The 24875-nt window shown below is 45.4% G+C and carries 25 protein-coding genes; 11 read left to right on the top strand and 14 right to left on the bottom strand.

Annotation, left to right across the window (positions count from 1 at the left end; all coding sequences use genetic code 11):
- The 8 genes from LZG73_RS07605 to LZG73_RS07570 form a co-directional block, all read right to left on the bottom strand.
- Positions 1-774 carry a hypothetical protein gene (locus tag LZG73_RS07605; RefSeq protein WP_233847302.1) on the bottom strand — a complete coding sequence of 258 codons (774 nt, stop codon included), beginning with the start codon at positions 772-774 and terminating at the stop codon, positions 1-3.
- On the bottom strand, positions 746-1510 hold the full coding sequence (locus LZG73_RS07600; protein WP_233847301.1) for a LytTR family DNA-binding domain-containing protein: 765 nt from the start codon (positions 1508-1510) through the stop codon (positions 746-748). The genes LZG73_RS07605 and LZG73_RS07600 overlap by 29 nt, the downstream gene beginning before the upstream one ends.
- Before the next feature lie 28 nt (positions 1511-1538).
- The gene (locus LZG73_RS07595; protein WP_233847300.1) at positions 1539-2603 is read right to left on the bottom strand and encodes a sensor histidine kinase; all 1065 of its coding nucleotides are present in this window, start codon (positions 2601-2603) and stop codon (positions 1539-1541) included.
- 82 nt (positions 2604-2685) lie between these two features.
- Positions 2686-3633: a fasciclin domain-containing protein gene (locus LZG73_RS07590; protein ID WP_233847298.1), complete on the bottom strand. Its 948-nt coding sequence runs from the start codon at positions 3631-3633 to the stop codon at positions 2686-2688.
- A gap of 142 nt (positions 3634-3775) precedes the next feature.
- Positions 3776-5023, bottom strand: coding sequence for an NAD(P)/FAD-dependent oxidoreductase (locus tag LZG73_RS07585; RefSeq protein WP_233847297.1), 1248 nt, complete (start codon positions 5021-5023; stop codon positions 3776-3778).
- 117 nt (positions 5024-5140) lie between these two features.
- Entirely contained in the window at positions 5141-6049 is a 909-nt protein-coding gene (locus tag LZG73_RS07580) for an NmrA family NAD(P)-binding protein (RefSeq protein WP_233847296.1), read from the bottom strand.
- 31 nt (positions 6050-6080) lie between these two features.
- Positions 6081-7013: an alpha/beta fold hydrolase gene (locus tag LZG73_RS07575; protein ID WP_233847295.1), complete on the bottom strand. Its 933-nt coding sequence runs from the start codon at positions 7011-7013 to the stop codon at positions 6081-6083.
- Between the two features lie 73 nt (positions 7014-7086).
- Entirely contained in the window at positions 7087-7620 is a 534-nt protein-coding gene (locus tag LZG73_RS07570; RefSeq protein WP_233847294.1) for a Crp/Fnr family transcriptional regulator, read from the bottom strand.
- A 213-nt stretch (positions 7621-7833) separates the two neighbouring features.
- Between LZG73_RS07570 and LZG73_RS07565 the strand changes: the two genes are divergently transcribed.
- Both LZG73_RS07565 and LZG73_RS07560 read left to right on the top strand, forming a co-directional pair.
- On the top strand, positions 7834-8358 hold the full coding sequence (locus LZG73_RS07565) for a DinB family protein (protein ID WP_233847293.1): 525 nt from the start codon (positions 7834-7836) through the stop codon (positions 8356-8358).
- A gap of 24 nt (positions 8359-8382) precedes the next feature.
- Entirely contained in the window at positions 8383-9513 is a 1131-nt protein-coding gene (locus tag LZG73_RS07560; RefSeq protein WP_233847292.1) for a S9 family peptidase, read from the top strand.
- A 60-nt stretch (positions 9514-9573) separates the two neighbouring features.
- Here the strand turns inward: LZG73_RS07560 and LZG73_RS07555 are convergent, their stop codons facing one another.
- Together LZG73_RS07555 and LZG73_RS07550 are read right to left on the bottom strand one after the other, a co-directional pair.
- Entirely contained in the window at positions 9574-9936 is a 363-nt protein-coding gene (locus tag LZG73_RS07555) for a DUF4174 domain-containing protein (RefSeq protein ID WP_233847291.1), read from the bottom strand.
- Positions 9937-10080: 144 nt separating this feature from the next.
- Positions 10081-11223, bottom strand: coding sequence for a TlpA disulfide reductase family protein (locus LZG73_RS07550; RefSeq protein ID WP_233847289.1), 1143 nt, complete (start codon positions 11221-11223; stop codon positions 10081-10083).
- Between the two features lie 278 nt (positions 11224-11501).
- Here LZG73_RS07550 and LZG73_RS07545 point away from each other — a divergent pair, with 278 nt between their 5' ends.
- The gene (locus LZG73_RS07545; protein ID WP_233847288.1) at positions 11502-15059 is read left to right on the top strand and encodes a carboxypeptidase regulatory-like domain-containing protein; all 3558 of its coding nucleotides are present in this window, start codon (positions 11502-11504) and stop codon (positions 15057-15059) included.
- 96 nt (positions 15060-15155) lie between these two features.
- Positions 15156-15677 carry a GNAT family N-acetyltransferase gene (locus tag LZG73_RS07540; RefSeq protein WP_233847287.1) on the top strand — a complete coding sequence of 174 codons (522 nt, stop codon included), beginning with the start codon at positions 15156-15158 and terminating at the stop codon, positions 15675-15677.
- Between the two features lie 50 nt (positions 15678-15727).
- On the opposite strand, the gene LZG73_RS07535 is transcribed toward LZG73_RS07540, so the two are convergent.
- Positions 15728-16366: an NAD(P)-dependent oxidoreductase gene (locus LZG73_RS07535; RefSeq protein WP_233847286.1), complete on the bottom strand. Its 639-nt coding sequence runs from the start codon at positions 16364-16366 to the stop codon at positions 15728-15730.
- Between the two features lie 291 nt (positions 16367-16657).
- Positions 16658-17044: a helix-turn-helix domain-containing protein gene (locus LZG73_RS07530; RefSeq protein WP_233847285.1), complete on the bottom strand. Its 387-nt coding sequence runs from the start codon at positions 17042-17044 to the stop codon at positions 16658-16660.
- A gap of 101 nt (positions 17045-17145) precedes the next feature.
- On the opposite strand from LZG73_RS07530, the gene LZG73_RS07525 reads away from it, so the two are divergent.
- The 4 genes from LZG73_RS07525 (at position 17146) to LZG73_RS07510 (ending at position 20983) form a co-directional block, all read left to right on the top strand.
- Positions 17146-17886 carry an SDR family NAD(P)-dependent oxidoreductase gene (locus tag LZG73_RS07525; protein WP_233847284.1) on the top strand — a complete coding sequence of 247 codons (741 nt, stop codon included), beginning with the start codon at positions 17146-17148 and terminating at the stop codon, positions 17884-17886.
- Positions 17887-18096: 210 nt separating this feature from the next.
- On the top strand, positions 18097-18834 hold the full coding sequence (locus LZG73_RS07520) for an AraC family transcriptional regulator (protein ID WP_233847283.1): 738 nt from the start codon (positions 18097-18099) through the stop codon (positions 18832-18834).
- 87 nt (positions 18835-18921) lie between these two features.
- Entirely contained in the window at positions 18922-19866 is a 945-nt protein-coding gene (locus LZG73_RS07515; RefSeq protein ID WP_233847282.1) for an NAD(P)-dependent alcohol dehydrogenase, read from the top strand.
- Positions 19867-20089: 223 nt separating this feature from the next.
- Positions 20090-20983, top strand: a complete 894-nt coding sequence (locus tag LZG73_RS07510; protein ID WP_233847280.1) for an NAD(P)H-binding protein — start codon at positions 20090-20092, stop codon at positions 20981-20983.
- A gap of 29 nt (positions 20984-21012) precedes the next feature.
- Here LZG73_RS07510 and LZG73_RS07505 read toward each other — a convergent pair whose 3' ends face one another.
- Positions 21013-21840, bottom strand: a complete 828-nt coding sequence (locus LZG73_RS07505) for an NAD(P)-dependent oxidoreductase (RefSeq protein ID WP_233847278.1) — start codon at positions 21838-21840, stop codon at positions 21013-21015.
- A gap of 72 nt (positions 21841-21912) precedes the next feature.
- Positions 21913-22368, bottom strand: a complete 456-nt coding sequence (locus LZG73_RS07500; RefSeq protein ID WP_233847277.1) for a helix-turn-helix domain-containing protein — start codon at positions 22366-22368, stop codon at positions 21913-21915.
- An 88-nt stretch (positions 22369-22456) separates the two neighbouring features.
- Here LZG73_RS07500 and LZG73_RS07495 point away from each other — a divergent pair, with 88 nt between their 5' ends.
- The 3 genes from LZG73_RS07495 (at position 22457) to LZG73_RS07485 (ending at position 24874) form a co-directional block, all read left to right on the top strand.
- Positions 22457-23428, top strand: coding sequence for an aldo/keto reductase (locus LZG73_RS07495; RefSeq protein ID WP_233847276.1), 972 nt, complete (start codon positions 22457-22459; stop codon positions 23426-23428).
- Positions 23428-24258 carry an AraC family transcriptional regulator gene (locus LZG73_RS07490; protein ID WP_233847275.1) on the top strand — a complete coding sequence of 277 codons (831 nt, stop codon included), beginning with the start codon at positions 23428-23430 and terminating at the stop codon, positions 24256-24258. The genes LZG73_RS07495 and LZG73_RS07490 overlap by 1 nt, the downstream gene beginning before the upstream one ends.
- A 205-nt stretch (positions 24259-24463) precedes the next feature.
- Positions 24464-24874: a hypothetical protein gene (locus tag LZG73_RS07485; RefSeq protein WP_233847274.1), complete on the top strand. Its 411-nt coding sequence runs from the start codon at positions 24464-24466 to the stop codon at positions 24872-24874.
- The last annotated feature ends 1 nt before the right edge of the window (position 24875 follow it).

Raw genomic sequence — 24875 nt, 5'->3', positions numbered from 1 at the left:
CTAAAACGAAAACCCTGCCCGCAGTGTCAGTCGGTTGAAATCTTCCAGTTTTTCCAGACTTGCCTGCGTCACCGACGATCTTTGAAACCGGTAACCGGCTGCAATAGTAAATCCCGTGTTCCCGCTAAAAAGGATTTTCAGGCCAATCCCCGCTGAAAATGTTGCGCCGCCCCCAAAACGGACGCTATCCACATCATTGGAAGTTGCATTGAAACCATAGCCGCCTTCCAGGAAATAGAATGGAATTTTAGAGCCTTTGTCTGTAAAATCACCTCTGAGACTCAGGACCACGGGAACGAATGTCTGCACGGCATACAAGTCCGCACCGATGCCCAAGCCGGTGTAAATCCATTGTCCAAACTTGTAACCATTCGTGGTCTGGAAAGAAAATGCGGAGGTCGTCACGCCATTTGAAGCGCGGTTGCTCATAGCCAGCGGCCCGAGCTCCGTATAATGCACGAATCCTTGCTTTTTATATCGGATGTTTGGATTGACCAGCTTCTCGAATGTCAGCGTGTCGACTTCTTCTTTTTGAAATACCCAGATGCTTTTGTCATACGTTTCAAGTTGATAAGTGGCACCTGATTCAAGCAGCCGGCCACGAATGATAGAGCCATTTTTGAGGTGCATGCTGACTTCTTTGGTCTGCTGGCCGAAAACTACGGAAAGCCAGCCTGCAATGAGAAAAGTAAACAGGGTAAATAGCAATTTCATAAAGTGAAGTTTGGTAAGTGAAGGTTTGGTTTTAATTGTCCAGCCAGTTTTTAAAGTCATGGCTCTTATATTTGCTCACAAACACCTCCTGATTGAAAAGAGGCTTTAAGAACACTTGTAAGCGGCTGCTAAGCAATGTCTTAACTTTCTGTATTGCTTCAATTCTGGCGATGACTTTCCGGTTGATCCTGAAAAACAGCGCCGGGTCCAGCACTTCTTCGAGATTTTCCAGGTTGCTGTCCATCAGGTATTTTTTTCCTTCATTGGTTACCATAAATACCACCTTGTCATCCGCATAGAAGTAGGCTACTTCTTCAATGTGCTTAAAATGAATGGTGTCCCCATGTTTGACCAAAAATCTGGTTTTGTATTTTTTGGTCAGCGACTGTATCGTAAGCCTTAAATTTTCTATATCGACGGTGGAAATGCTTTTCCGGTCGTGGTTCAGGTTGTAGTATTTGTCCAATGCCCTGTTCAGCTCACCTTTGTCCAGGGGTTTAAGCAGGTAGTCAATGCTGTTTATTTTGAAGGCCTGCAAAGTATATTGATCATAGGCCGTGGTGAAGATAACCGGGCTTTTTACTGTGATTTTTTCGAATAGACTGAAACAAATGCCGTCGGATAAGTGGATGTCCAGCAGCATTAGGTCTGGCTCCGGGTTTTGATTGAGCCAGATGGCGGCGTCCTCGATGGAGTCCAGGATCTGCTGCACCTCAATGTTCGGATCGTATTCGGTTAGTAATTGAGCAGCTCTTCTGGCCGAAAGGGCTTCGTCTTCTAGAATGAGTACTTTCATGGAAGGTGAATCTGAATGTTGCTGAATGTTAGTCGGATGAAGCCATATCGTTGTGCAAAGTGTGTTCCGAATGGATGCGGATCAGCGGGATGGTGACACTGAAATACTTGTCTGTCTGTTCTACAACCACGCCATGATGTCCGAGAAAATCATATCTTTTGGCAATGTTGGTCAATCCCAGCCGGGTCGACTGATCGTCTTCTATTGGTTTTCTTTGCAAATTATTTTTAACTGTAATGGTCTCATTATCAATGCAGAATATATCAATGTGCAGAGGCTTTCCTTTGGAAATAATGTTGTGCTTCACCGCATTCTCAACCAGCATTTGCAGGGATACGGGAAGAATATAGGCGGAAAGGCAGCCTTCCGAAATATCGACCTGAATGCTGAGCCCGGATTCGAAACGTGTTTTGAGCAGATATAAATAGGAGTGAATGAAGCTCAGTTCTTGCCGGAGCTCTATCAATTCCTTTTCATCGCTTTTTAGAATGTAGCGGTAAACATTGGAAAATTGCTTCACAAACTCCACCGAAGCGGTTGTGTCCTGCGCAATCAGCGCTGTCAGGACACTCAAGTTATTAAACAAAAAATGAGGATTTACCTGGTTTCTGAGTGATTGGAGCTGAGCCTGGCTGGTAATCCGCTTATAGCTTTCCAATTGCTGATGGCTCTCTTCCAGCTTTTTCATGTACAGGAAAATGACGTGGATGGTGTTCAGGAACAGGTTTACCCGAAAACAGAACATCAGCAGCAGCTTTAACGGGAGTATCCATTCATGCCAATCATGGGATAAGCTGTAATAGGCCGTTGGAACGCCAAGGATTAGTGTTACCAGCGCTGTGATGAGCACACTCCCTGCCAGATTATAACCGATCCGTTTCCAAAATGGCTCGATATCTTTCTCGGAAAGCCAGTTGTCCCAAAGCCGGTTGCCTTCCCAGATCCCCGCAGTAACCGCCAGAAAAAGCAAAAAAATCACCCATTGGTCCGCGCCAAGATGATAATAGTCGAATGATTCGAGCAACAGCGTATTCAGGAATGAATAGGCGCCAAGCAAAAACATAAATCCGAACCTATACCTGATTTTGAACATGACAGCAGCGCGTTAGGCAAATTTAAAAAAATTGGCAAACTGATTGAATTACAACCGTTTGCCAATTTACGCTCGTTTTAGTTTAGGGCATTAAGACTTTGTCTATCACATGGACTACTCCATTGGTAGCCAGAATATTAGCTGCTGTAATGTTGGATGCGCCACTGGTTTTTCCTACCACTTTTGCGCCGCCTGCGAGGTCAAATGTGACCGTGCCAGTATTTGCGGTTGTAACAGGCCCGGATACATTAGGCAGGTCGGTCGAGAAAACGCGACCGGGTACGACGTGATAGAGTAAGACACTGGTCAATAGGGCCCGGTTGGCTGCCGCCAGAAGCGTGGCTTTTGGGGTCGTTTTATACAGTTCACGGAACGCTGCATTGGTTGGGGCAAATACAGTCAGACCATCTCCGGCTGAGGTAAGCGCTGTGGCAACTGCCGGATCAGCTGCCAGCACCAGCGATACGAGCTCCGTAAAATTGGTGTCGCCCTGGGCGATCTGTACCAGCGATTGAGTAGGAGGGACGATGACATTGTCAATGACGTGGATGACGCCATTGGAGACCGCTACATCCGTTTTGATGACTTTGATTTTTCCGTTAATGAACACACCATCCGCATTTTTGGACAGGTAAATGTCATTATTGGTGTTAACCGTTTTTACGGTTCCGCTTTTCACGTCAGCCGCTTTCACTGAGCCGCTAATTACGTGGGATCTCAGGATCGGAGTTAAAGCATCTTTTGTCAATGGGTCCAGGCTGGTAATGCCCGCGGTTGTGAAAGCTGCATTATTCGGCGCAAAAACAGTAAATGGTCCTGTGCCTTGCAGAGTAGAAACGAGTTCAGCTTTGGTTAAGGCGGCTACCAATGTTGAGAACTGAGGATCGGCAGAAGCCACGGCCGGGATGTTACTTGCTGCCGGTTCCATTGGCTGATCGTCGTCATCGTCATTGCAGGATGAAAGTGTAAAGGCCAGCATGGCCGCAAACAGACATGTTTTTAGTCTTGGCACTGTTGTGAAAGTTTTCATAACGCTCATTGGTAAGGTGTTGTTTAATTTGACTTACAATCAAATCAACAACCTTTGATTCTGCTTTTTCCGTTCTGCGTTTGGTGCCAATCGGCGATAGAACGGAGTGAGCAGCCAATCGTTTTGGATGGATAGACCAATATCATTTCTGACTGATCAATATGGCTTCCGCAGCCAGCCTTCCACTTTTCATGGCTGCATTGATCGATCCATTCATCAAATGGTCGCCGCAGATAAAGCATTGCGGAGATAGCTGATTTACTCCGTCGCCGAGATCATTAATCACATGATCATCATCAGGCAAAGCATAGCCGATATGATAGGTTTTTAAATGTTTCCATTGCATTGCCTCCGGAAACCAGGCTTGCATTTCCCTCAAAACCTTCGCCTGAAGCTGTGCACTGTCTGCGTTGGAATGATCTCCAATCAACGATAAGGAAATTAGGGCATCACCATTTTTGGAATAGTTGGAAGCGACCTGGTTCATCACGGCCATATTGTTGACCAACTTTTGGGACAATGCATTCAAGGCAATCAGCGGCTGGGTAAAGGGTTTGCTGGCCGCAGTAAAATACATATTGGTTACCGAATTGTAAGCCGATGGTGTTTGCTTAAAAGGGCTGGGCACTTCGAGCTGATCTGTGGCAATGAGCACTGTGGAGCCCTCAAACATTGATCCCGCAGCTGTTTTTACAACATTTCCGTCAATGGAAACCACTTTTTGATGAAGATGGATTTCTTCCGAACTTAGTCCTGCCGCCAACTGCAACGGGATCATGCCCATCCCTTTCGCGGGAACAGCCGCATCTCCCTGCCCGAACATTTTGAATACAAATTCAAACATCCTGCTGGACGTGCTCAATTTGTCTTCCAGGAAAATCCCGGTCATAAAAGGTTTGAAAAACTGGCCAATGATCTTTTGGCTGAAACCTGCTTCTTCCAGATATTTCAATGTAGTCGCCTCGCTGCCTGAAAAAATTTCATCAATGCTTTTTGCAGTCAACTTTAATTTCAGTTGAAGCATCCGGATTTTATCAGCGAATGTTCCTGCCGGTGATGCCAATGTGCTTATCAAGGCACTGGGCTGCCGGAGCGGATCGCCAATCTTTGTAGTGCCTTGTTCGTTGAGAATCAGTGCACCGGGATCAAATTTGCGCAGCTCTAATGCATCGTAGTCCAAGAACTTCTGGGTTTCCGGATACGCCGTTAATAAAACCTGAAATCCTCTGTCCAGCAGGAAGCCGTCAACCTCCTCGGTTCTCACTCTGCCGCCTATCTGGTCAGAAGCTTCCAGGATCTTTACTGATTTCCCTGCCGCTTTTAATACTTTGGCAGCCGTCAAACCTGCCAGTCCTGCTCCAATAATGATTACGTCCGTGTTGTGTTGCATTGCGTTCCGCCAGGCTCATTTAGTTCGTTTGGCCTTGTGCTAAATTATCAATTATAATACAAGAACATACTAACTAAACGTGACTGAAACAGATTTGACAAGATTTATGCGCTAAACTCAGGACTGATTGGGGGAAACAAAAGACTTCATATACGCCAAACCGGTTGTCCAGCTAAGGTTGTCGTATTGCTCATTGGATAGTTGGTTATGCTGGGTTGAAAACATGGAATACATGTATTGCGCTTGCTGCCATTTTGCATACAACTCGTTTTCCCCTGCCGGGTTGTCGGCTCTTTGTTTCTTGATAAATCCGGCAAAATCTTCCAAAGTCGACAGCTGGTGGATTCTGAATTCCTGGCCTGTTAGTTCTTTCACATTAGCCCATAACTCATTGGGGCTGATCTGAAAACTGGCAATTTCCAAATCCCGGAGTGCATTGTTGTCCAAAGCCACTTCCGCAGTAAAGGCTGCTGTATCGTCCATGGTGGTGAAATCCAGTTTCCAATCTGCTTTTTCACCCCAGTAACCGATGCTTTTGTCTTTTAAGTTTAATATCGGCGTATTGTATTTCAGTATGTCAGCAAAAGCGCCATTGAAAATAGACGATGCTTTGATCGCGGCGCTATCCAAATAGGCTTTAAATTCTCTTCTTAAATCAAAATTCCTGTTTTCGCCCGGCACCAGATCATTGTAATTTGTGCAAAAGTCGGAAGGGATGAATCTTGGAACACCTGCTTGCAGCGCGCCATCCAAAATTCTCGATTGCAGATCCACAATTACATCGCGCAGGCCAGCCACTGCGGAGATTACACAATCGATGCCCACACAGGCTTTTGCGATCTCGTCGACACTGTTTAAATCCACTTCGATTACCTTAACACCCATTTTCGTAAGCACATCTATTTTTTCCAGATCGGTAGCAGACCGGACAATGGCACTCACGTCAGCATTTCTGATTATTAATTCCCGACAGATTCTGTTTCCCAGATTACCCGTAGCACCCGCTACTAAAATTGCTTTTTTCATTTTCTTAATGTTTATAAATGTTATGATTTTCTTATGCTAAAAATTCGAAGACAGCGTCAATCACTTGTCCGGGCTGCTCTTCAAACATATAGTGCCCGCTGTCCAAAATGCCAATGACTTTTACATCTTTTGCAGCGTAGGGTAATCCCATCTTCATGTAGTTATAACTCACATTGCTCCCGATTCCTAATACAGGCATAGCAAGTTGCTGGTAGGTTTTTGCATCCGCAATGTCCTGCGTGAATGTCTGATACCAGGCATTGGAAGCCCTGATGCGATCTGCTTCATTGTAAACAGAAGCATACACTTCTCTTTCAAAGGAGCTCATTTTACTGCCGTCGATCATTACATATTCAAAGAGCCAGTCAAGCAGGAAATGAAAGCGCCCTTCCAGTATTTTTTCCGGCAATTCCTTTACCTGATTAAATCCCATCCACCAGGCATAGGGCATATTGGAGTCCATTTTGTCAGTAAATGTTCCCGCAGGTGGGATCAACGGCATTTGCATCATGCCTTCACTTGGGTGCGAGCCATCCAAAACAATAAGCTTTTCCGTGAATTCGGGGTAATTGAATGCGAAGCTCATGGCGACCATGCCGCCAATATCGTGACCCATGATATGAACTTTCGTGAATCCGAGTTGCTGAACAAGTCCCAAAATATCCGTTGCCATCGTTTTTTTATCGTAGCCTGAGTCAGGAATTTCAGAACTGCCCATTCCTCTGATGTCAACAATGATTACCCGATATTTTGTAGCAAGTTCCTGGGCAATAGGATAATAAGAAAACCAGGTTTGGGGCCAGCCTGGCAAACATATCAGGGGAATGCCGCTGCCTCCGTCGGCATAATGCAGTTTCACCCCATTGACCGTCGTGTATTGATTTGTAAAGCCAGGAAAGCTTTTAATTAATTCATCATCAGAATATTGATTCTGAGAGTTAGAAGCGTTTTTCGTTTGAGTCATCGTTTTTGTTTTTCGAGACTCAAAAGTAGTCGGCCAGCGAAGTGTGAAAACTACCAAGTGGTAGATTATGAAATTAACGGATGTTTTTCCTGATCCGGCTTAGTGCATTGGGAGTAATGCCCAGAACTGCTGCTAATTGTTTGACAGGCACTTTTTGTAAAAATTCGGGATTATTCATGAATTCCAGATAACGTTCTTCGGCAGATAAAGTTTGGAAATTCAGGATCTGGTCTATCATTCTCACGGATATTGCCTCCCAGATTTTTCTGCCAAACTCCTCCCAAGCCGCAACATGCCCGTATAAAAAGTCCATATCCTTTTTATCAATCACCACCAGCCTGGTTTCTTCAATTGCTTCAATGTTAAACCGCGAAGGTGTCTGGGGATTAAGACTTGAAATTTCGGTAAAGAACTCGTTCTGAAAAGTCACCCAGGTTGTATTTTCCTGGTCATTCAGATTATAAAAAAAGCGTACACCGCCCGACACAATAAAAAAGTACTGATTCGCAATCTGTCCCTTTCTGAGAATCAATTTACCTTTGGGCACTTGCCTTTCTGTACACCTCGAAAGCACCAGTTGCAGATCCAGATCATCTATCCAGATCATTGTTTTAATAAATGCAGTAAATTCCTCCATTGTAAAGTGAGAATGTGCTTGTGCCAGCTGCTCTGCGCAAGCTGATTTTTGCTAAGTTAACCCTGTTTTTCGCTTCGTTGGTTCCTTTCTATATTGGGATAATTACTTCTTAAATAACAAGCGTTATCTTGCATTTCAGGAACCTAAGATCTGCATTAGTGATCACCATAAAAGTAAATTTATATGCTCGGCATTTTCAAGCATAGTCTCTGGACTCAATTCGGCGCAAGTATTGATTCATTGCGAAATGCGATTGCAATGTGGCCTGAGGCGTATTGGAATACAGATACAAAGTTTTTTTACATTGCATATCATAGCCAGATTATGCTGGATTATTATCTCACGATTCCGCATACCGGAGAGTTTCCCTCGACTCTTCCATTTACATTTTCAGAACCAGGCGCTCAGCCTGAGGGTGTTTTGGGCGATATGGTTCCGGATCGGATCTATACGAAATCGGAAATGCTGAGTTACCTTGATGCGACACGCGAAAAGTGCAGGGTTTTTATCCAAAATCTGACCGACGAGCAAATGGAGGAGCGCTGGATTGAAGGACCCGAAGAATTTGATATGAATTATGCAGTGCCTGAAATCCTGTTCTACAACATGCGGCACGTTCAACACCATGCAGCTCAACTGAATATGCTTTTGCGACAAAAAATTGACAAGGCACCCGGATGGGTTTTTCGCGCAGATGAAACTCCCTAGCTGACAACCAACGAATTCGACCCTATGCGAAACATTTATTACATAATTGCGGCGACGGCCTTTGAGCTTCTGGTTGCATGTTTTCTATGCAATTGTCAAACTCGGGAATCCGTTCGGGAAGCACATCACGGCCAGGAACCGAAACCGCCTTATCCATATAACAGTGAGGATATAGAATTCACTAATTCCAGCGCGGGAGTCCGGTTAGCGGGCACGTTAACCCGTCCATCTCAAAAAGGAATTTATCCGGCAGTAATTTTGATCACAGGCAGCGGACCCCAGGACAGGAACGAAGAAGTAAACCAGGGGCATAAGCCGTTTCTGGTCATTGCGGATTATCTTACCAAAAAGGGAATTGCGGTATTGAGATATGATGATAGAGGCACTTACAGGTCGTCAGGTAATTTTCAACAAGCAACGTCGCTGGATTTTTGCGATGACGTAGAAAGTGCTGTCTCGTATCTGAAAACAAGGACTGATATTGACGCTAACAAAATCGGATTGATTGGTCATAGCGAAGGTGCGACGATCGCTTCTATTGTTGCCTCCCGTGCAAGCAACACGGCATTTATCGTCTTGCTGGCAGGGCCTGGTTTGCGTGGTGATACGCTTCTGTTGATTCAGGGGGCAGCCATCAGAAAGTCGGCTGGAATGTCACAGGAAGATATCCAGAAGACAATTAAGCAGGGCTCAGGTCTCTATAATATTGTGTTGAAATCACAGAATCCGAATACTTTGAAGGCTGAGTTAACACACTATGCAAACGGACTTGACATTGCGAAAAACGAGATTCCACCCAATGTGACACGGGAACAATTTATTGCTCAACAAGTTGATATCATTGCTTCTCCCTGGTGGCAATTCTTTTTAAAACATGATCCGTCTGCCACTCATCAAAAAGTTACGTGCCCGGTTTTGGCATTAAATGGGTCAAAAGATATGCAGGTTACTTCAAAAGAAAATCTCACTGCCATAGCCTCATCCTTGAAAAAGGCTGGTAATAAAAATTTAACCATTAAAGAGCTGCCGGATCTGAATCACTTTTTTCAGGAGTGCGAAACAGGATCGCCAGTAGAATATACAACCATTGATCAAACTTTTTCCCCTACGGCATTAAAAGAGATGTCTGACTGGATAGCAAAACAGATTGATTAATCACTCCAAACGTTATTCTCAAAAGTCTTCCCTATCAAAACCAGCTGAGATAGTTTCGCGTCATCGATTTTTCTTCACCTCCTGTTTCCGCATGGGCATGGCGTCAATGGTGCCAAACAATTTTGCTGAGGTAACTATATCGCTGGATCTTAGTTTTTCACCACCATCGCGCCCAACCAAAATGAATGTAAACGCATTAGAACTATCGATTTTCCATTTGCGCCATTCACGGGCATTTGCCTTTGAATATGGAATGGATTTGATTTCAATGTCGCGTTCGCGCATATCATTTTGTTGCCCTTCGAATGCTTCTACCTGCGCCTTCCATTTGTCTGAACCATTTTCCGTATAAAAAAGCAAAACCCGTCGGGGCTGGTCGGCTACAAGCAATGCCATCATTAATAATCCCAGTATAGTTTTCATATTATAATGCTATCAAATATTCTGCCAGCGTAGTGAGTTTTGGATGGAAAATTAATGGTCCTCTTTTAGCCCAGGAAAGATTATTTAAGACAAATGGAAATGTTGCATCGACAGCTTTCCACGGAGCAACCTCCCACACATTCCCTAATTCCCCAGCAAATGAAACTCTACGATCGCGTCGACGCTTTCTTCTTCAACACCGTAACCTAGCTTTCTTTGAATCAGGTTGTTTTCTTTGTCGAAAAGCAGCGATAGGGGGATCGATTTTAAGTCGTACTTTTTGTCGAGCTGCGCTATCGTTTCTTCGTCGGCGACAAACTGGTTCCACGCCATTTTTTCCTGTTTAAGCGCTTTCTTCCAGTTATTCACATCTCTGTCGATCGATATGCTTGTAATGGTAACCCGGCCTTTATGTTTGTCGTGCAGCTTTTTGAGTTGTGGGATTTCCTGCCTGCACGGGCCGCACCAACTTGCCCAGAACACCACCAGATTATACTCCGCTTTTTTGTTCAAAATATTCGAGCTGGCTTTATCGTCAGTCCCTTTAAGCGAAATGTCGGTCGGGAATTTCTCGCCTGTGTGATTATCACATTTCAGGTAAAGATTGATTTTATGAAAGTAAGAGGTCTTTTGAAGTGACGGCTCAAATAAGGAAATCAACTCCGCAAGCTCTTTTTCTCCGACATCTTTCTTCGACCATTCAAGTTGATTGAGAAGGTCAACCGAATAGGGATATTTTTTCACCAATGCTACATTGCGCTCGCGTTTTTCCAACGACTGCTCCGGATTTTTTTTGAATGCAAGGTGTCTAAATGCAGCCTGTGTTTGTTTGTTGAGATTTTCAACATTAAAACTGACCAAATCTCTACCCTTAACTTTAAACGTGGTGTCCCTCCGTAAAACCATTTCACCACGGTCAGCGAAGATGACACTTTCTTGCGTTTTCGCGAAATACGGATTGTTATAGCCAACCAACTGATATGGCCATTTCGGGTTACCCGTTGCAAATAGAATGCTCGTTTTGAAAGGAATAAAGTCTCTATCCGCCTTCACCCGAAATTGGAATTTGCCATTTTTAACAATCACTGAATCCAGGAAAGCGCGCGTGTTATTGTCTCCCAAATACAGCATTTTTCCTTCAATATTAGAGTCCGCACTCAGAAGGTCTCCGGTGATGATAATTTCATCGCTGGTCGTTGATTTGCAGGAATTAATGCAAATGCAAAAAATTAGAAACAGAGCCGGCATCGAGCCTGACGCTATTGACTTTTTTGGGTTAGCTTGCATCTCGTATCGAGTTTAAATGATAATTATTATTTGATAATTATATTTTAAATGTATGAATACAGCGCGAGATTTGCAAAATTATATATAAAATTTACTTTAATATATGAATTGGCCGTTAGCGATAGATTGGAGCCAGTGGAAAATCGTTAGTCAACATGATTTGAAATAAATAAACATTCCTTTGAATCATAACTTAGCGCAATATTGGCAAACTGTGCCTGGCGAATCCGGGTATGATTACCTGGCCGAGGTCCTTTTAATTGAGTAATTTGAAAACTATGCGCTGCTCCTCCTTTACCGGCTGGATAACTTTCGTTTTGCTTTTAGGATCATGCCTGTTGGCGTTTGGACAAACGACAGCCGTATTAACCGGCAACGTGACAGATGCCAAGACGGGAAAAGCAATGGAGTTTGCCAATGTGTATGTTAATGGCAGCACATTGGGAGCGGTCACGGACCAAAATGGAGCATATGCACTTACTGTAAGTCCGCTTGGCACTGTTGAGATTGTTGCCTCATTTGTTGGTTATGAATCTGTTACGCAAAAAATCCGATTTGAAAATGCGTCTCCGCAAAAAGCCAATTTCCAGCTCAAAGCGAGTGAACAAATGCTGGATGCAATTACAGTCAGGGGCAATCCGAAGCGGTCAGAAAAACTTTTGCGCCAGTTTAAAAAGCAACTCTTTGGTGAGCCGTTTGGCGGACAGTGTCTGCTGGTAAACAGCGAAGTTCTCAACTTTAAAGAAGACAAAGGGCATCTGTATGCAACGGCAAATGAGCCTTTAATCATTGATAATCAGGCGCTAGGTTACAGGCTGATCTATGATTTGCAACATTTTGATGCTACACCATCCGGCAAGGTTTATTCTGCCGGAACTGCCCGGTTTGAAGAACTGAAACCCGAAAACGAACGCCAGGCCGGCCGATTTCGACGCGATCGGCTTACTGCTTACCAAGGATCCACCCGACATTTAATGGCCAGTCTGATTGACGGCACTTTCGAGCAGGCTGGTTTTCTGGTTTATCAGGAAGATGTCACCAAGCCAATCTCCGTCGAACGCCGGACCATTACGCTTGCAGCTGCGATAAGGGATTACAAACGTTTGATTCCAATTCAGGTTTCGAAGTTGATTCAACCCGGCCGGTTATCGACCGAACGCAGATTGGTTTCGCCCATGAAACTGATCGTATTTTACACGAATGCAACCTCAGGTTTCTCGCCGTATCCGGATGCCCGTTATGCTTATACGGAGATCAAACTGCCCAACGGACAAATGCAGATGACGGTCGATGGGGTTATTACAATGCCTGAGGGGATGGAAGTGGAAGGCTCAATGGGGAATGACAGGCTTTCAACAATGTTGCCCGCCGACTGGAAACCCGAAGGGGCTGATAAGGAGCCACTTACAACGAACTTATTGGCTACACAGGGAAAACTAGCGCCCTCCGACAGCAGCCTGAGAAATATTAGTGCGGCTTTCAACGAGCGGTTTAAGTTACTGGCTCCCACATTGTTTGTGCACATTGATAAACCTTTTTATGCAACCGGAGACCGGCTCTGGATGAGCACATATTTACTCGATGCTACTCGTCACGAGCGGGCCAGTGGCGAAACAGCTATACAAATCGACCTGCTTACGTCTGCCGGGAAACTGGTTCAGCACCAGTGGGTTCGCATTGCGGATGGACGTGGGCAAGGTAATTTTCGTTTGTCTGACACCCTCATGACCGGAACCTATCGCCTGCGCGCCTACACAGATGAAGATGATGCCCAGCGACGTCCTGCTTTCGAGCGTTCTGTGGCTATCTACAATTTGATCCGGAATGATACATTGGCACACAGCGATTCCGTTTCCCAGCATTTGGACATTCAGATTCTGCCGGAAGGTGGTCGCTGGATTTCAGGGTTGCCGGCGCGTCTGGGCGTTAAAGTTGTTCAGCCCAATGGTCACGGCTTGTCCATAGAAGGCCGCATTGTTGACGATCTGAAAGCGGAAATTGTTCGTTTCAAAACCAATCAGCAAGGGATGACCAGCGTGTTGATGGAGCCTAAGGCGAAGCGAACTTACTTTGCAGATGTAACTTACAACAGCCAACTGCATCAAGTTACTTTGCCCAAACCCGAAAGCGAAGGACTGTTGCTTTCCGTCGATGCGATTAGCGACACAACCCGACTGGCATTAACCATCATGCGTCATAACCGGACGGCCGCCGACTCCGTTTACCTGCTGATTCAGCAATGCGGTCGGATAGTCGATCAGCGAAAAATTTTCTTGCAAAATGGATTGGCGAAGTTAAGCTTGCCGATGACGGGCTGGTTGCCAGGTCTTGCACAAGTAACCCTTTTCGATGGCGCGGCTAAGCCACAATGCGAACGATTGTTTTTTGTGCCGGAATTCGTCGCCCCAGTTCGTGTGACATTGAAATTGAACAAAACCAAATATCAGCCCCGTGAAGAAGTGATCCTGGGCGTCAATTTAAAAGATAACGGATCAAATGTGTCAGCCGCCTTATCAGCGTCGATCACCGATGCCAGCAAAGTGCCTGATGATTCGGCCGACGCTAGTATGCAAGCACACTTGCTGTTGACGGGAGAGCTGCGGGGACGCGTTGAAAACCCGAATCAATATGTCATGAACCACTCTGCGGAGACCCGCAAAGCACTGGACGATCTCCTGCTGACACAAGGCTGGCGACGGGTTAGCGGCACGCTGGGAGCTGATTCGCTCGGCGGGGTTTCGCTGAGCGGCCGCATATTGAATTCAAAAAAACAACCCATCCCAGGCGCGCATATCACCCTGGCGTCCACAGCGCTCGGTCAAGCATTCGTAAAAACAGCAGTGGCTGACGACCACGGGCGCTTTCGGATGGCGGGAATGGCTATCATTGATACTGTGAATTTAATGTTGCAAATCGCCGGGCGCGATTCCAAAAAAATGTCTGCCAAAGAGGCTTCCATGGTGCGGGAAGGGCCAGGTAAACTATGGGAATTTGGTAAAATGACTGCTAAGCCAAACTGGCCGATGCTGCAAGCCCAGCTGGAAGCTGCCCGGATGCGGCAACAAGCAAACGGCGAATTCTATCGGGATAAAACAGCGAAGGAATTGAACGAAGTAACAGTTCGGGCAAAAAAAAATATTGAAAGGCCTGATGATATTCAAATGCGTAGTCTGCACAATGAGGCTGATGCCGTTGTTGTCTTCGATGAAAAATCACCAGCTTATGCAAATTTGTATGAAATGATCCAGGGGCGCTTTGCGGGCGTGACTGTACAACGGACTGCGCCCGCACCGCAAAAGCCGCCCGGGTATATGGTAACTGTACGGGGCGCGACTAGCTATAAAAGTGGTACGCAGCCATTGTTTCTGATTGATGGAGTGACTGTTAATGACCCTGATGGAACCGCTTTAATGTACTTTAATCCGAGGGATTTTGAACGTGTTGAATTGCTCAAAAATGCTGGTACGACTGGTATTTACGGGGTTAGGGGAGGAAACGGGGTTATTGCATTTTACTCCAAAGGTGCACGTTCTATGCAGGCCAGCGCAAAATCAGACGAGGGTATGAAACCGGTTCAATTCATTGGATATCCATCCGTGCAGCGCGAATTTTATGTGCCGCGCTACGATGCCGCGGTTGCCGCCAGCATTATTTCCGGCCCGGTTGATAACCGCGATGTGCTATACTGGAAACCCATGATGCAAACCGATAGTCAGGGAAACAGCCAGCTGCGTTTTCCGCTGTCAGATGTTGTGCAAACGCTTCGCGTGGTAATTCAAGGCATCACAGCCGATGGTCGTCCCGTCGTAGGCGTTCAGTTAATCCGGGTTCAATAATGAAATAACATATCATTCCAGAATGTCGTAGCAGCTTGGTTGATGACGAGCGGTTTGCTAATGTGTATTTTTGTAAATCAAACAGACCTCATTTAAATGAATCAAATAACAACAAGCCAGGCCAGCCTTGAAGATTTGGCAATCTTGCAGCAAATCGCCAGAGAAACATTCTTTGAAACATTTGCCGAAGCCAATACGGAAGCTGATATGAAAAAATATCTGGCCGAGAATTTTAGCAATGAAAAAATGACGGCAGAATTGAACAATCTGGAATCGCAATTTTTCATTGCCTGGCATGATCAAAGTCCAGTTGGATATTTGAAAGTAAATTTTGGAATGGCGCAAACGGAATTGAAAGATTCAACCTCGCTCGAAATTGAGCGCATTTACGTGAAAAATGCTTATCACGGCAAAGAGGTTGGGCAAATTTTGTATGAAAAATCACTTAAAATCGCGCAGCTTCGCAACAATGCATTTCTCTGGCTCGGCGTCTGGGAAGAAAATAAGAAAGCGATTCGCTTTTACGAAAAAAATGGTTTTGTCGCCTTCGACAAACATATTTTCAAATTCGGCGAAGACGAGCAGACGGATATTATGATGAAAAAAGTTTTGGGATGATATTTCAATATTAAAAAAATTATGGGCCGTTTTCAGACCCATAATTTTCATTACGAATTCCAGATAAATGGAGCTTTATTAAGATATGTTGTATCCAAAATTTGTTCAATCAGAAAAGTAGCAATGTTGCCGGCATCTATACTGTTTCCCAAACAATCATCAACATTTACACCGATATCGCCTGTCCCACGGCTGAAATTGATAAAGGGCACGCGTACCAAAGTCCACTTGATATCACTTTCTGTTAAAAGTGTATAAGCTTTTTGCCTGTCTTCTTGAATTGTAGGGTAATTGGCTTTCATCCAATCTGTTGCAGAAATCGTTTGAGGCCCTTTTTTATCAAAAGGGGTGTCAATGTTAATGCCTGCCACCAAAATATATCGCGATATGCGATACATTGACATAGCTTCTAGAATGTTTTTAGTCGCATGCTCGGCTACTAACGGCTCACCTGGGCGTTGGCCAATTGTACTTATAACGGCTTGGCAACCAGCTATCAATTCACTTACTGCTGCGAAATCGATAGCATCTCCTTGGACAACTTGAATTAAAGGACTCTTTATTTCGAATGTCTCCGGTTTTCGGAGAAGGACTTTAATACTATATCCTTTTTCAATTAGTTGGGTGACAAGGTATTTTCCAGTTCTACCACCGCCACCGACAATGGCTATTTTTATATTCTGATTCATTGTTTCTCATAAAATATGTCCATACTTTATTTAAGGCCGAAGCATTTGCTCAGGCCACTCACAAAATCAATTACTGATTCTGTAATTAGGTCGATATTTTACGAGACGATTTTAATGAAACAAACATAAACAAGATTACGCCTTTGTCCTAGGATAATTAGGAGGGTGGAAGCAGTGCTCTATTTTGTCATCAATTTTTGGTCGAAGTGGGGCAGGGCTTGAATGCTTAACAGTTGCTATGTCTAGGAGTTCGTTTGATGCATGGAAGGTGATGACGCATTTTTTGCGAGACTAAGCAACTTCAACTTCTGCTTCCTTTTGTCGCTGGTCGTTCAGATCGCGGTGCATGCTTCCCCATTCTGCCATTGCGTCGAGCATCGATCTCATGGTATGTCCTAATGGGGTGATTTCGTACTCCACGCGTGGTGGAACTTCTGCGTACACGATCCTGCGTACGATGCCATCGCGTTCCAATTCGCGCAACTGGGCAACCAGCATCCGTTCAGAAATGCCCTCAATGTCCTTTTTTAATTCACTGTAACGCATTGTATTGTAAATCAGACGGCACAGGATCGCAGGTTTCCATCTGCCGCCAATTACCCGTAGCGAGACTGCCATGCCGCAGGTGTCAATGATATGCTTTTCATTAAGAGCATTGGTTGAGGTCGCTTTTCTCATTACTTACTTTTTAGTTAGTACCTAACAATTTGTTGATTGCTTGCAAAGATACAATGCCAGGGGTAGGTTGCACGAAAATTTGAAATAAAAGTAAATTGAAAATGAAAAGATTAGAAAATAAAACCGCCCTCGTAACCGGCGGCAGCCGTGGCATTGGTGCTGCAATCGTACGTCGTTTGGCTGCCGAAGGTGCAAACGTGGCGTTTACTTACGCCCGCTCTTCCGAAAAAGCCGAGGCACTAGCCGCAGAGGTTAACGCCGCTGGTGGCAAAGTCATCGCACTTGCGGCCGACAGCGCCCAGGCCGCCGATGTTATAAATGCAGTAAACAAAACCGTAGCCGAGTTCGGTCGCCTCGACATTCTGGTAAACAACGCCGGCATTTACATTGGAAAAGACTTTCAGGAACACACGATTGAGGAATACGATCAGCTCATGGCAGTGAACGTAAAAGCAGTATACGTGGCTGCACTGGAAGCCGTGAAACATCTCCAAGCAGGCGGGCGCATCATCACCATCGGCAGCAATATGGGCGATAATGCCATTGGGCCGCAAACCACGTTGTACACGATGAGCAAATCTGCGCTGCAGGGCTTCACCCGCGGACTTGCACGTGACCTGGGACCGAAAGGGATCACCGTAACATTGGTTCAACCCGGTCCAACGGATACGGATATGAACCCGGCTGACACACCTTTGGCCGATTTTGCGCGCGGCCGGATGGCGCTGGGCAATTACGGATCGGTTGAAGACGTGGCGGGTCTGGTTGCCTTTCTTGCGAGTGAAGAAGGTCGGCATATCACCGGATCATGGGTGACTATCGACGGCGGGATGAATGCGTAATTGGTAAAAATGACCTGGGATATGAGCAAGGATTAATGTTGCAAGCAGGAACCGCAGAGAGTGGTTCCTGCTTGTTTTGGTATTGAACCCGGCAAATCGATCCAATCCAATGCATCCTAAGCCAAGAATAGCAGGAGGTAGAAACGATCATAAAATGCTTGGTCTTCATGGCTCGAACCGTTACATTAGAGCAGTTATACTTGCAATTTCATGACAAAGCAGACGAACAACCCGTTTATCCTTGCCCTCAAAGCCCGCAATCTCACCGTCGAAATCCATCATCATTCTGCCTATCAAATCGTCCTGTCGAACGATAATCCCTTCAATTCGACGATCAGCGGAATATTTCACGAAAGTATCCACGGTTTTCTCATCAAACCCCAGGTGCAGCATTTTTGCGTCGCTGAAACGGGAACGCTGAATGTGCTCAACATAGAACCCTACTCGAACATTGGTTTGGAACTGGCAGGCAGATTTAAAGAAAATCAACATTATATCGTCTTTGACTCGCCTGCCGAAACAAACTCGTTCTTTGAGTCACCAACAGACAGTTTAGATGTCAACAAGCTGGTCGAAGCAATGCTTTCTAAATTGCCCGTCATTGATTATGATGAAAGGGTTACGAGAATAGTTGAATATATCAAGGCTAACTATTCAGAGCAAAACATAACTCCGCAAACCTTTGCCGATATCGTTTTTCTTTCTCCGTCCCGTCTGGCCGCGCTCTTTAAGAAACAAACGGGAAGCAGCTTATCGAAATATCTGCTTTGGACGCGACTGCGTGAAGCCGTCTATCTCACACTTTCTGACAAGGAACGAAGCCTTACGGACATTGCGTACGACACCGGCTTCTACGATCTTCCCCAGTTTAACAAGTATATGTACGAAATGTTTGGAATGCCTCCCAAGGCTTTAAAGCACAATAGTGACCTGATTGAGATTTACTAGCCGTAACAGAACAGTGATCTGATACAAGTTCCGGAGTGCGATTGCGTGCAACTTTGTGATATCATTTTAACAAACAAAAATAATATCATGAAAGCCATCGTATATCAAAAGTTCGGAACCGCAGATGTGTTGCAAATCGTAGATCAGCCTAAACCAATGATTAACGCAGATCAGGTTCTGGTCAAAGTAAAAGCATTTTCTATCAATCCAATGGATTGGAAAATCAGGAAGGGAGAGATGACGCTCATGTCCGGCTCTAAATTTCCAAAGCACACAGGTACGGATTTCTCAGGAATTGTCGAAGATTTAGGCACTGCCGTGAGCGGCCTCAAAACCGGTGATGAGGTCTTTGGCGTGGTAAAAGATATGATGAAAGAAGGTGTTTCGGCCGAGTATGTTGTCGTGCCGTCTTCCCTGATCTGGAAAAAGCCTGCTAACATCAGCTTTGCCCAGGCTGCCTCCATTACGGTGGTGGGCACTGCGGCCGTTACCGCATTGGAAAAAATGGGTGACATCAATGCGGAAACCGAGATTTTGGTAAATGGAGCAACCGGCGGTTTCGGAATGTTTTTACTTCAATTATTAAAACAAAAGGGAGCCAATGTAACAGCCGTTACAAGCGGCAGGGGAGCAGAATCTGCAAAAAAATGGGGCGCAAATTCAGTGATAGATTATGCAAGAGAAGATGTGCTATCCCACAAATCGACTTATGATATTGTGATTGATTTATCAGGCAAGATGGGTTACAACAACGCAAGGCCAATTATGAAATCAAAAGCCCTGTTCTTAAACCCCACACCGAAGCCCATTGAAATCCCCGTATCACTTTTTAAAAACTTGTTTTCCTCCAAAAAGCACGTTGTCATTCTCTCCAGTCCATCAACCAAATACACGGACATTTTGCTAAGTGCCATTAAGGATGGGTTAGAGATCGAGGTCAATAAAGTTTTTCCATTTACCCAATATAAAGAAGCATATCAATATGCTGAGCGAGGCGGCTACATTGGAAAAGTTGTGATTGAAATCAATTAAAAAGTTAATGAAGTTCTTCCCCAGAAATTGCGGACAACTCCTTTAAACATTGCGGCGTATAGGTGCGACCGTTGGATAGTTGGCGGTTAAATGATTTCAGATCAAATCTCCACAGACGAGTTGCCAACAAGAAAATCAATACAGTGATCTGATACAAGTTTTAGTTTCCTCATCACAAGATCTTTGCATAGTAATTAATCAAACACATTGAAAAAACAGTAAAATGAAAACCAAAATAGTAGTACTCGGAGCCACAGGAACAGTGGGCAGTAAGATTTCGGAAATCCTTTTAAACCAGGGGCATCAGGTCACATTGATAGCAAGGCACGCCGAAAAATTAGAAAAATTTCGCAGTTTGGGTGCCGAGATTATTGCAGGTGATATTACCGATGTTGCGACGCTGACCAACGCCTTCAAAAATGCCGATAGCGCTTTTGTGCTGTTGCCGGACAATGTTAAGGCCGAGAATACAAGAGCTTATCAAAGACAGGTTACAGGCATCCTGATTGAAGCCATTGAAAATTCGGGCATTCAATACATTGTCAATATGAGCAGTGTCGGATCGCAGATGCATGAAGGCAATGGCATGATGGCAGGGACGGGCGAACAAGAAGTGAGGTTAAACCAATTGCAGGCTGTAAACGTATTGCATATCCGCTCTGCCTATTTTATGGAAAACTTTTTAAGAACAATCGGCGTGGTTAAAAAAATGGGATTCAACGCGACAGCGGCGGACGGAGACCATTCCATCCCAATGGTTGCAACAGAAGATGTTGCAAAAATTGCGGCCGGACATTTGGCAAACCTAGACTTCACCGGCAAAAGCGTCCACGCCGTAATGGGGCCGAAAGACTATACATACAGCGAGTTCACCAGCATTATTGGAAAGGCCATTGGCAACCCTGAACTAACCTATGTACAGCTTCCGGCGGAGCAGGTAAAGCAGGCATTTGTGGGCAACGGTTTTTCAGCAGATTTTGCCGACAATCTGGTTGAAATGGGAACAGCCATCAAAACCGGGTTTATGAATTATCAAAAAAGAGATGCTTCAACCACCACGCCTACAACAGCGGAGACATTTGTCAATGAGGTTTACTTGCCCATTTACAATCAGTGATCATGTTAGAATTGGGGGACGGCATTGTCTTACAATAGTTTCTCCTGCACTGCCTGATAAACCGTCCTGACAGCTGGCTGAAAGCCCAGACTGCGCGCAAGCGAACTGTCGATATGCAGATGCCACGGGTTAGGAAGCGGATCGGATGATGATTCGATCGTGACGCCGACAAGCCTCGCCAATTCATAAAGCGAAGTCGGCGCTTCGTCCGAAATATTGACCATGCGGCTATCCATTTCTCCTCTCAGTGCCATATGGACGGCGGTGGCAATGTCACGATGGTGAATGGTGCTCATGCGCATGGCGGGATGCCATTTGGCTGCAATAATATGTTGTGGCAGCGTTTCCAAATGCTCGTCACCGTCTCCATATACAAATGGAAACCGCAGAATTGACCAGTTGAGCCCGCTTTCACGCAATTCGTTTTCAGCTGTGAGCTTGCTGGCGGGATATGCCTGCTGGGGAACAACCGGATCATCTTCCCGCCCCGGATGCGGATTGTTTTTTTTGTAAACGTGAGCGGTGCTTGCCAGTATGAAGCGGCTGTGGGGTGTATGGGTTCTTGCCGCATTGATTAGGTTGCGCGTGCCTTCAACATTACTTTTCCAGATCAGATCGGTGTCTTGCGTGCGGAACACCGCTGCAAGATGGACGATGGCTGAGACATCCTTCACCGCTGCCAGTGATGACGCGTCCAAAAGGTCTGCTTCCACAGCTGTGGCTCCGGCAGGCACATCTTTTTCGTTGCGCACCAATGTCATACACGCAAAACCCGCTTCGATCAAGCGCGGAACAAGGCGGGCCCCTACGAGCCCGGTCCCGCCGGTTACCAATATTTTCTCCGATTCTTTGTTCATTTCTTCAAGTTTTATTTGATGAACAAAGCTCGGGAGAATGTTGTGGGGAGAGCCGGACGAAAGCCGCTCAGTTCAGGACAAATCCTGGAAGAAGCCGGCAACAGTTTTGCCAGTCACTTTTTTGAATAAGCGAGAAAAATAATCAGGATCATTAAAGCCGAGATCGAAAGCCAGCTCTTTTACAGAAGTCCGTTCGTTATAATACATGCGTCTCCTGGCTTCCAATATCAACCGGTTCGTTATAAATTCTTTTGGCGAAAGCCCCGAATAATGTTTAACAATCTGGTAAAGGCTGTCCGTACTCACCGCGAGTTTTTCCGCAATGTGCGTGATGGTCGGATGATCAGTCAGGTTGTTTTCAACAAATAATTTGAAGCCGATGAATTTTTCAATTCGTTCATCGGCCGGCTTCCTATCAGCTGCGAAATAAGCTGTATTTATTTCTGTCAAAAGACTGTTTAAATGCGCAAGAATCAGTTCAGGATCTGTATCCGCGGTGCGCAGTAAATTAAGGAGTCTAACAACCATTGTTCCCATAATTCAATGAGCCGTACAAGCAAAACATTTGAGCTGTGTGAGCAACTGCTGGCGTGTCAGGAAGCTTGACATTTGTATCATGAAAAACATCAAACAAATTCAATTGGGCCAAAACGGCCCGCTCGTGTCCAAACTCGGTTTGGGCTGTATGCGCATGTCTTCGATATGGGGTGGTCCTATGCCAGACGAAACCGAAAGCATTGCCACGATCCATGAAGCCCTGGATAGCAGGATCAATTTTTTGAACACAGGAGACTTTTACGGTGCAGGTCATAATGAAATGCTGATCGGCAAAGCCATTAAAAGCAGGCGCGACGATGCATTTATCAGTGTGAAATTCGGGGCTATTTTTCACAATGGGCACCCCATAGGAATGGATTTTCGTCCCGTCGCGATCAAGAATTTCATAAATTATTCTCTGACGCGTTTGGGCATTGAAACCATTGACCTCTATCAGCCTTGCCGAATGGATGGCAGCGTGCCCGTGGAAGACATTATTGGGACCGTTGCTGATCTCGTGAAAGAAGGCAAAGTTCGTCACATTGGCGTATCGGAAATTACTGCAAACCAACTGCGTGAAGCCAACAGCATTTACCCCATCAGCGCGCTGGAAATCGGCTATTCGCTGGCTGAACGTCAGATAGAAATCGACCTGCTGCCGGCTGCAAAAGAATTGAACATTGCCATCGTGGCCTTCGCCAACACTGCGGAGGGCTTGTTGACCGGTGAGATGAAAACGCCGCTTTCGGAGAATGCTTATCAAAATCACTTTTCGCGTTTTCAAGGCGAGAACTTGGTACGTAACCTGGAGAAAGTCGAGGTTTTGAAGCAATTGGCCAGTGACAAAGGCTACACGCCAACGCAGCTCGCCATTGCCTGGGTGAAGGAGCAGGGCGACCTTTTTATGCCATTGGTTAGCATGAGTCGCAGGTCACGCTTGCCGGAAAATATTACGGCAATGGATATTGTATTTACGCCGGAAGAAATGAACACGTTAAACACTACTTTTGCAGTTGGTGCCATAGTTGGCGGCACTTATTTACAGCGCTAATGACCAGTCCAGCAGAAATTCTCCCCGGCGTGATTTTTTATTCTTACCTCTCCGCCGAGCGGAAAGAGAAAGTCGCTTTCTGGAATCACCATACATTGATCTTGCAGGTTTCAGGACAGTTTACCCTGGAAACCGCTACGCAAAAAATTTCGATGACCGGTGGAGAAATGCTCCTGATTGGCCGAAACCAGCTGGGCACGCTGACTAAGACGCCGGGGCCCGTCGGCCATTATGAAACCATCGTAATATCCCTGCAGGAAGATCTCTTGCGCAGGATTGTATTGGAGGAAAAGCTTGAAGCGAAACAAAAATACATTGGTCCGCCTAATATGCTGATTCCTCCCAATGAATTCCTGCGGGGCTATTTTCAATCCATTGTTCCCTATGCCCGGAGCTCGGGAGCAGCTATGACGGACGAAATGGGCATTCTAAAAGTGAAGGAAGGAGTCAAATTGCTGTTGCTCGCTTTGCCAGGACTGGTTAACTTCCTGTTCGATTTTTCACAACCTTACAAGATCGACCTGGAAAGGTTCATGCTTCATAATTATCATTTCAACGTTCCCGTAGAAAAATTCGCTCAGCTTACCGGCCGCAGCCTGGCTGCGTTCAAACGCGATTTCTTAAAAACATTCGGTGTTCCTCCGCGTCAATGGCTGCAAGACAAACGCCTTACGGAAGCAAAATATCGCCTCGAAAACAAACACGAGAAACCCTCGGCCATTTACCTCGATCTGGGGTTTGAAAGCCTGTCACACTTTTCGCATTCCTTCAAGAAAAAGTACGGCATGGCGCCTTCGGCGCTGAATGACGGTCACCCAATCCTGCCATAATGAGTCTGTTATAGTGCTGTACACCTTTTGTATACGCACTTTTTCAGCTCGTTTACCTTTTGCTTACCTCCACAATTAGGACTCCCGGCGGTGCCATCCCTAAGTTTGCATCAGTCAAATCTAGTCACATCTGCATTTGCGGATCTGTGGCAGACTTGACAAAAAATCAAACAACTCAATCAATTTAAACATGAATGCAAACGCCATGAAAAACACAAATTTACGCAGCGCCCTAAGCATTAGCTTTTCAAAATCGGTGATCCTGATCGCCATGCTATTTTCAACAATTTCAATTGCATCATCAGGTGCAACAGTCGAAAGAGGGATTAGTAAAAGACATGCTTCCGGCAAACAACCCAAAAGTTTAGGTCAGCAGATCAGCCAGTTTATTAATGTTGAAAACAATGATTTGGCGGGCCTGGAAAATGGGATTGTAATCATCAGTTTTTCGGTGAATGAAAAGAGTCAGCTCACCCAGGTCATTTCACACAGCCATATCCCAGCAGTTGACCTTTATATCAAGTCAAGTCTGGAAGGCAAAAAAGTAGCGATGCCATTCGAGCGCGCAGGCACTGGTCAACAATATATTAAGCTCAGATTCAGCATAGAAAAGTAGC

The sequence above is a fragment of the Dyadobacter sp. CY326 genome (assembly GCF_021390515.1).
Classification (GTDB): domain Bacteria; phylum Bacteroidota; class Bacteroidia; order Cytophagales; family Spirosomataceae; genus Dyadobacter.
Note: the sequence above shows the minus strand (reverse complement) of the source record. Positions and strands in the feature narration are given on the sequence as shown.

Excerpts from the sequence above, each read along its gene's own strand:
- LZG73_RS07530 (WP_233847285.1), bottom strand. The coding sequence starts at position 17,044 with ATGAGAAAAGCGACCTCAACCAATGCTCTTAATGAAAAGCATATCATT.
- LZG73_RS07570 (WP_233847294.1), bottom strand. The coding sequence starts at position 7,620 with ATGATCTGGATAGATGATCTGGATCTGCAACTGGTGCTTTCGAGGTGT.
- LZG73_RS07565 (WP_233847293.1), top strand. The coding sequence starts at position 7,834 with ATGCTCGGCATTTTCAAGCATAGTCTCTGGACTCAATTCGGCGCAAGT.
- LZG73_RS07550 (WP_233847289.1), bottom strand. The coding sequence starts at position 11,223 with ATGCAAGCTAACCCAAAAAAGTCAATAGCGTCAGGCTCGATGCCGGCT.
- LZG73_RS07605 (WP_233847302.1), bottom strand. The coding sequence starts at position 774 with ATGACTTTAAAAACTGGCTGGACAATTAAAACCAAACCTTCACTTACC.
- LZG73_RS07515 (WP_233847282.1), top strand. The coding sequence starts at position 18,922 with ATGAAAGCCATCGTATATCAAAAGTTCGGAACCGCAGATGTGTTGCAA.
- LZG73_RS07500 (WP_233847277.1), bottom strand. The coding sequence starts at position 22,368 with ATGGTTGTTAGACTCCTTAATTTACTGCGCACCGCGGATACAGATCCT.
- LZG73_RS07540 (WP_233847287.1), top strand. The coding sequence starts at position 15,156 with ATGAATCAAATAACAACAAGCCAGGCCAGCCTTGAAGATTTGGCAATC.
- LZG73_RS07485 (WP_233847274.1), top strand. The coding sequence starts at position 24,464 with ATGAAAAACACAAATTTACGCAGCGCCCTAAGCATTAGCTTTTCAAAA.
- LZG73_RS07520 (WP_233847283.1), top strand. The coding sequence starts at position 18,097 with ATGACAAAGCAGACGAACAACCCGTTTATCCTTGCCCTCAAAGCCCGC.
- LZG73_RS07535 (WP_233847286.1), bottom strand. The coding sequence starts at position 16,366 with ATGAATCAGAATATAAAAATAGCCATTGTCGGTGGCGGTGGTAGAACT.
- LZG73_RS07595 (WP_233847300.1), bottom strand. The coding sequence starts at position 2,603 with ATGTTCAAAATCAGGTATAGGTTCGGATTTATGTTTTTGCTTGGCGCC.
- LZG73_RS07555 (WP_233847291.1), bottom strand. The coding sequence starts at position 9,936 with ATGAAAACTATACTGGGATTATTAATGATGGCATTGCTTGTAGCCGAC.
- LZG73_RS07495 (WP_233847276.1), top strand. The coding sequence starts at position 22,457 with ATGAAAAACATCAAACAAATTCAATTGGGCCAAAACGGCCCGCTCGTG.
- LZG73_RS07600 (WP_233847301.1), bottom strand. The coding sequence starts at position 1,510 with ATGAAAGTACTCATTCTAGAAGACGAAGCCCTTTCGGCCAGAAGAGCT.
- LZG73_RS07585 (WP_233847297.1), bottom strand. The coding sequence starts at position 5,023 with ATGCAACACAACACGGACGTAATCATTATTGGAGCAGGACTGGCAGGT.
- LZG73_RS07490 (WP_233847275.1), top strand. The coding sequence starts at position 23,428 with ATGACCAGTCCAGCAGAAATTCTCCCCGGCGTGATTTTTTATTCTTAC.
- LZG73_RS07505 (WP_233847278.1), bottom strand. The coding sequence starts at position 21,840 with ATGAACAAAGAATCGGAGAAAATATTGGTAACCGGCGGGACCGGGCTC.
- LZG73_RS07590 (WP_233847298.1), bottom strand. The coding sequence starts at position 3,633 with ATGAAAACTTTCACAACAGTGCCAAGACTAAAAACATGTCTGTTTGCG.
- LZG73_RS07575 (WP_233847295.1), bottom strand. The coding sequence starts at position 7,013 with ATGACTCAAACGAAAAACGCTTCTAACTCTCAGAATCAATATTCTGAT.
- LZG73_RS07525 (WP_233847284.1), top strand. The coding sequence starts at position 17,146 with ATGAAAAGATTAGAAAATAAAACCGCCCTCGTAACCGGCGGCAGCCGT.
- LZG73_RS07545 (WP_233847288.1), top strand. The coding sequence starts at position 11,502 with ATGCGCTGCTCCTCCTTTACCGGCTGGATAACTTTCGTTTTGCTTTTA.
- LZG73_RS07510 (WP_233847280.1), top strand. The coding sequence starts at position 20,090 with ATGAAAACCAAAATAGTAGTACTCGGAGCCACAGGAACAGTGGGCAGT.
- LZG73_RS07580 (WP_233847296.1), bottom strand. The coding sequence starts at position 6,049 with ATGAAAAAAGCAATTTTAGTAGCGGGTGCTACGGGTAATCTGGGAAAC.
- LZG73_RS07560 (WP_233847292.1), top strand. The coding sequence starts at position 8,383 with ATGCGAAACATTTATTACATAATTGCGGCGACGGCCTTTGAGCTTCTG.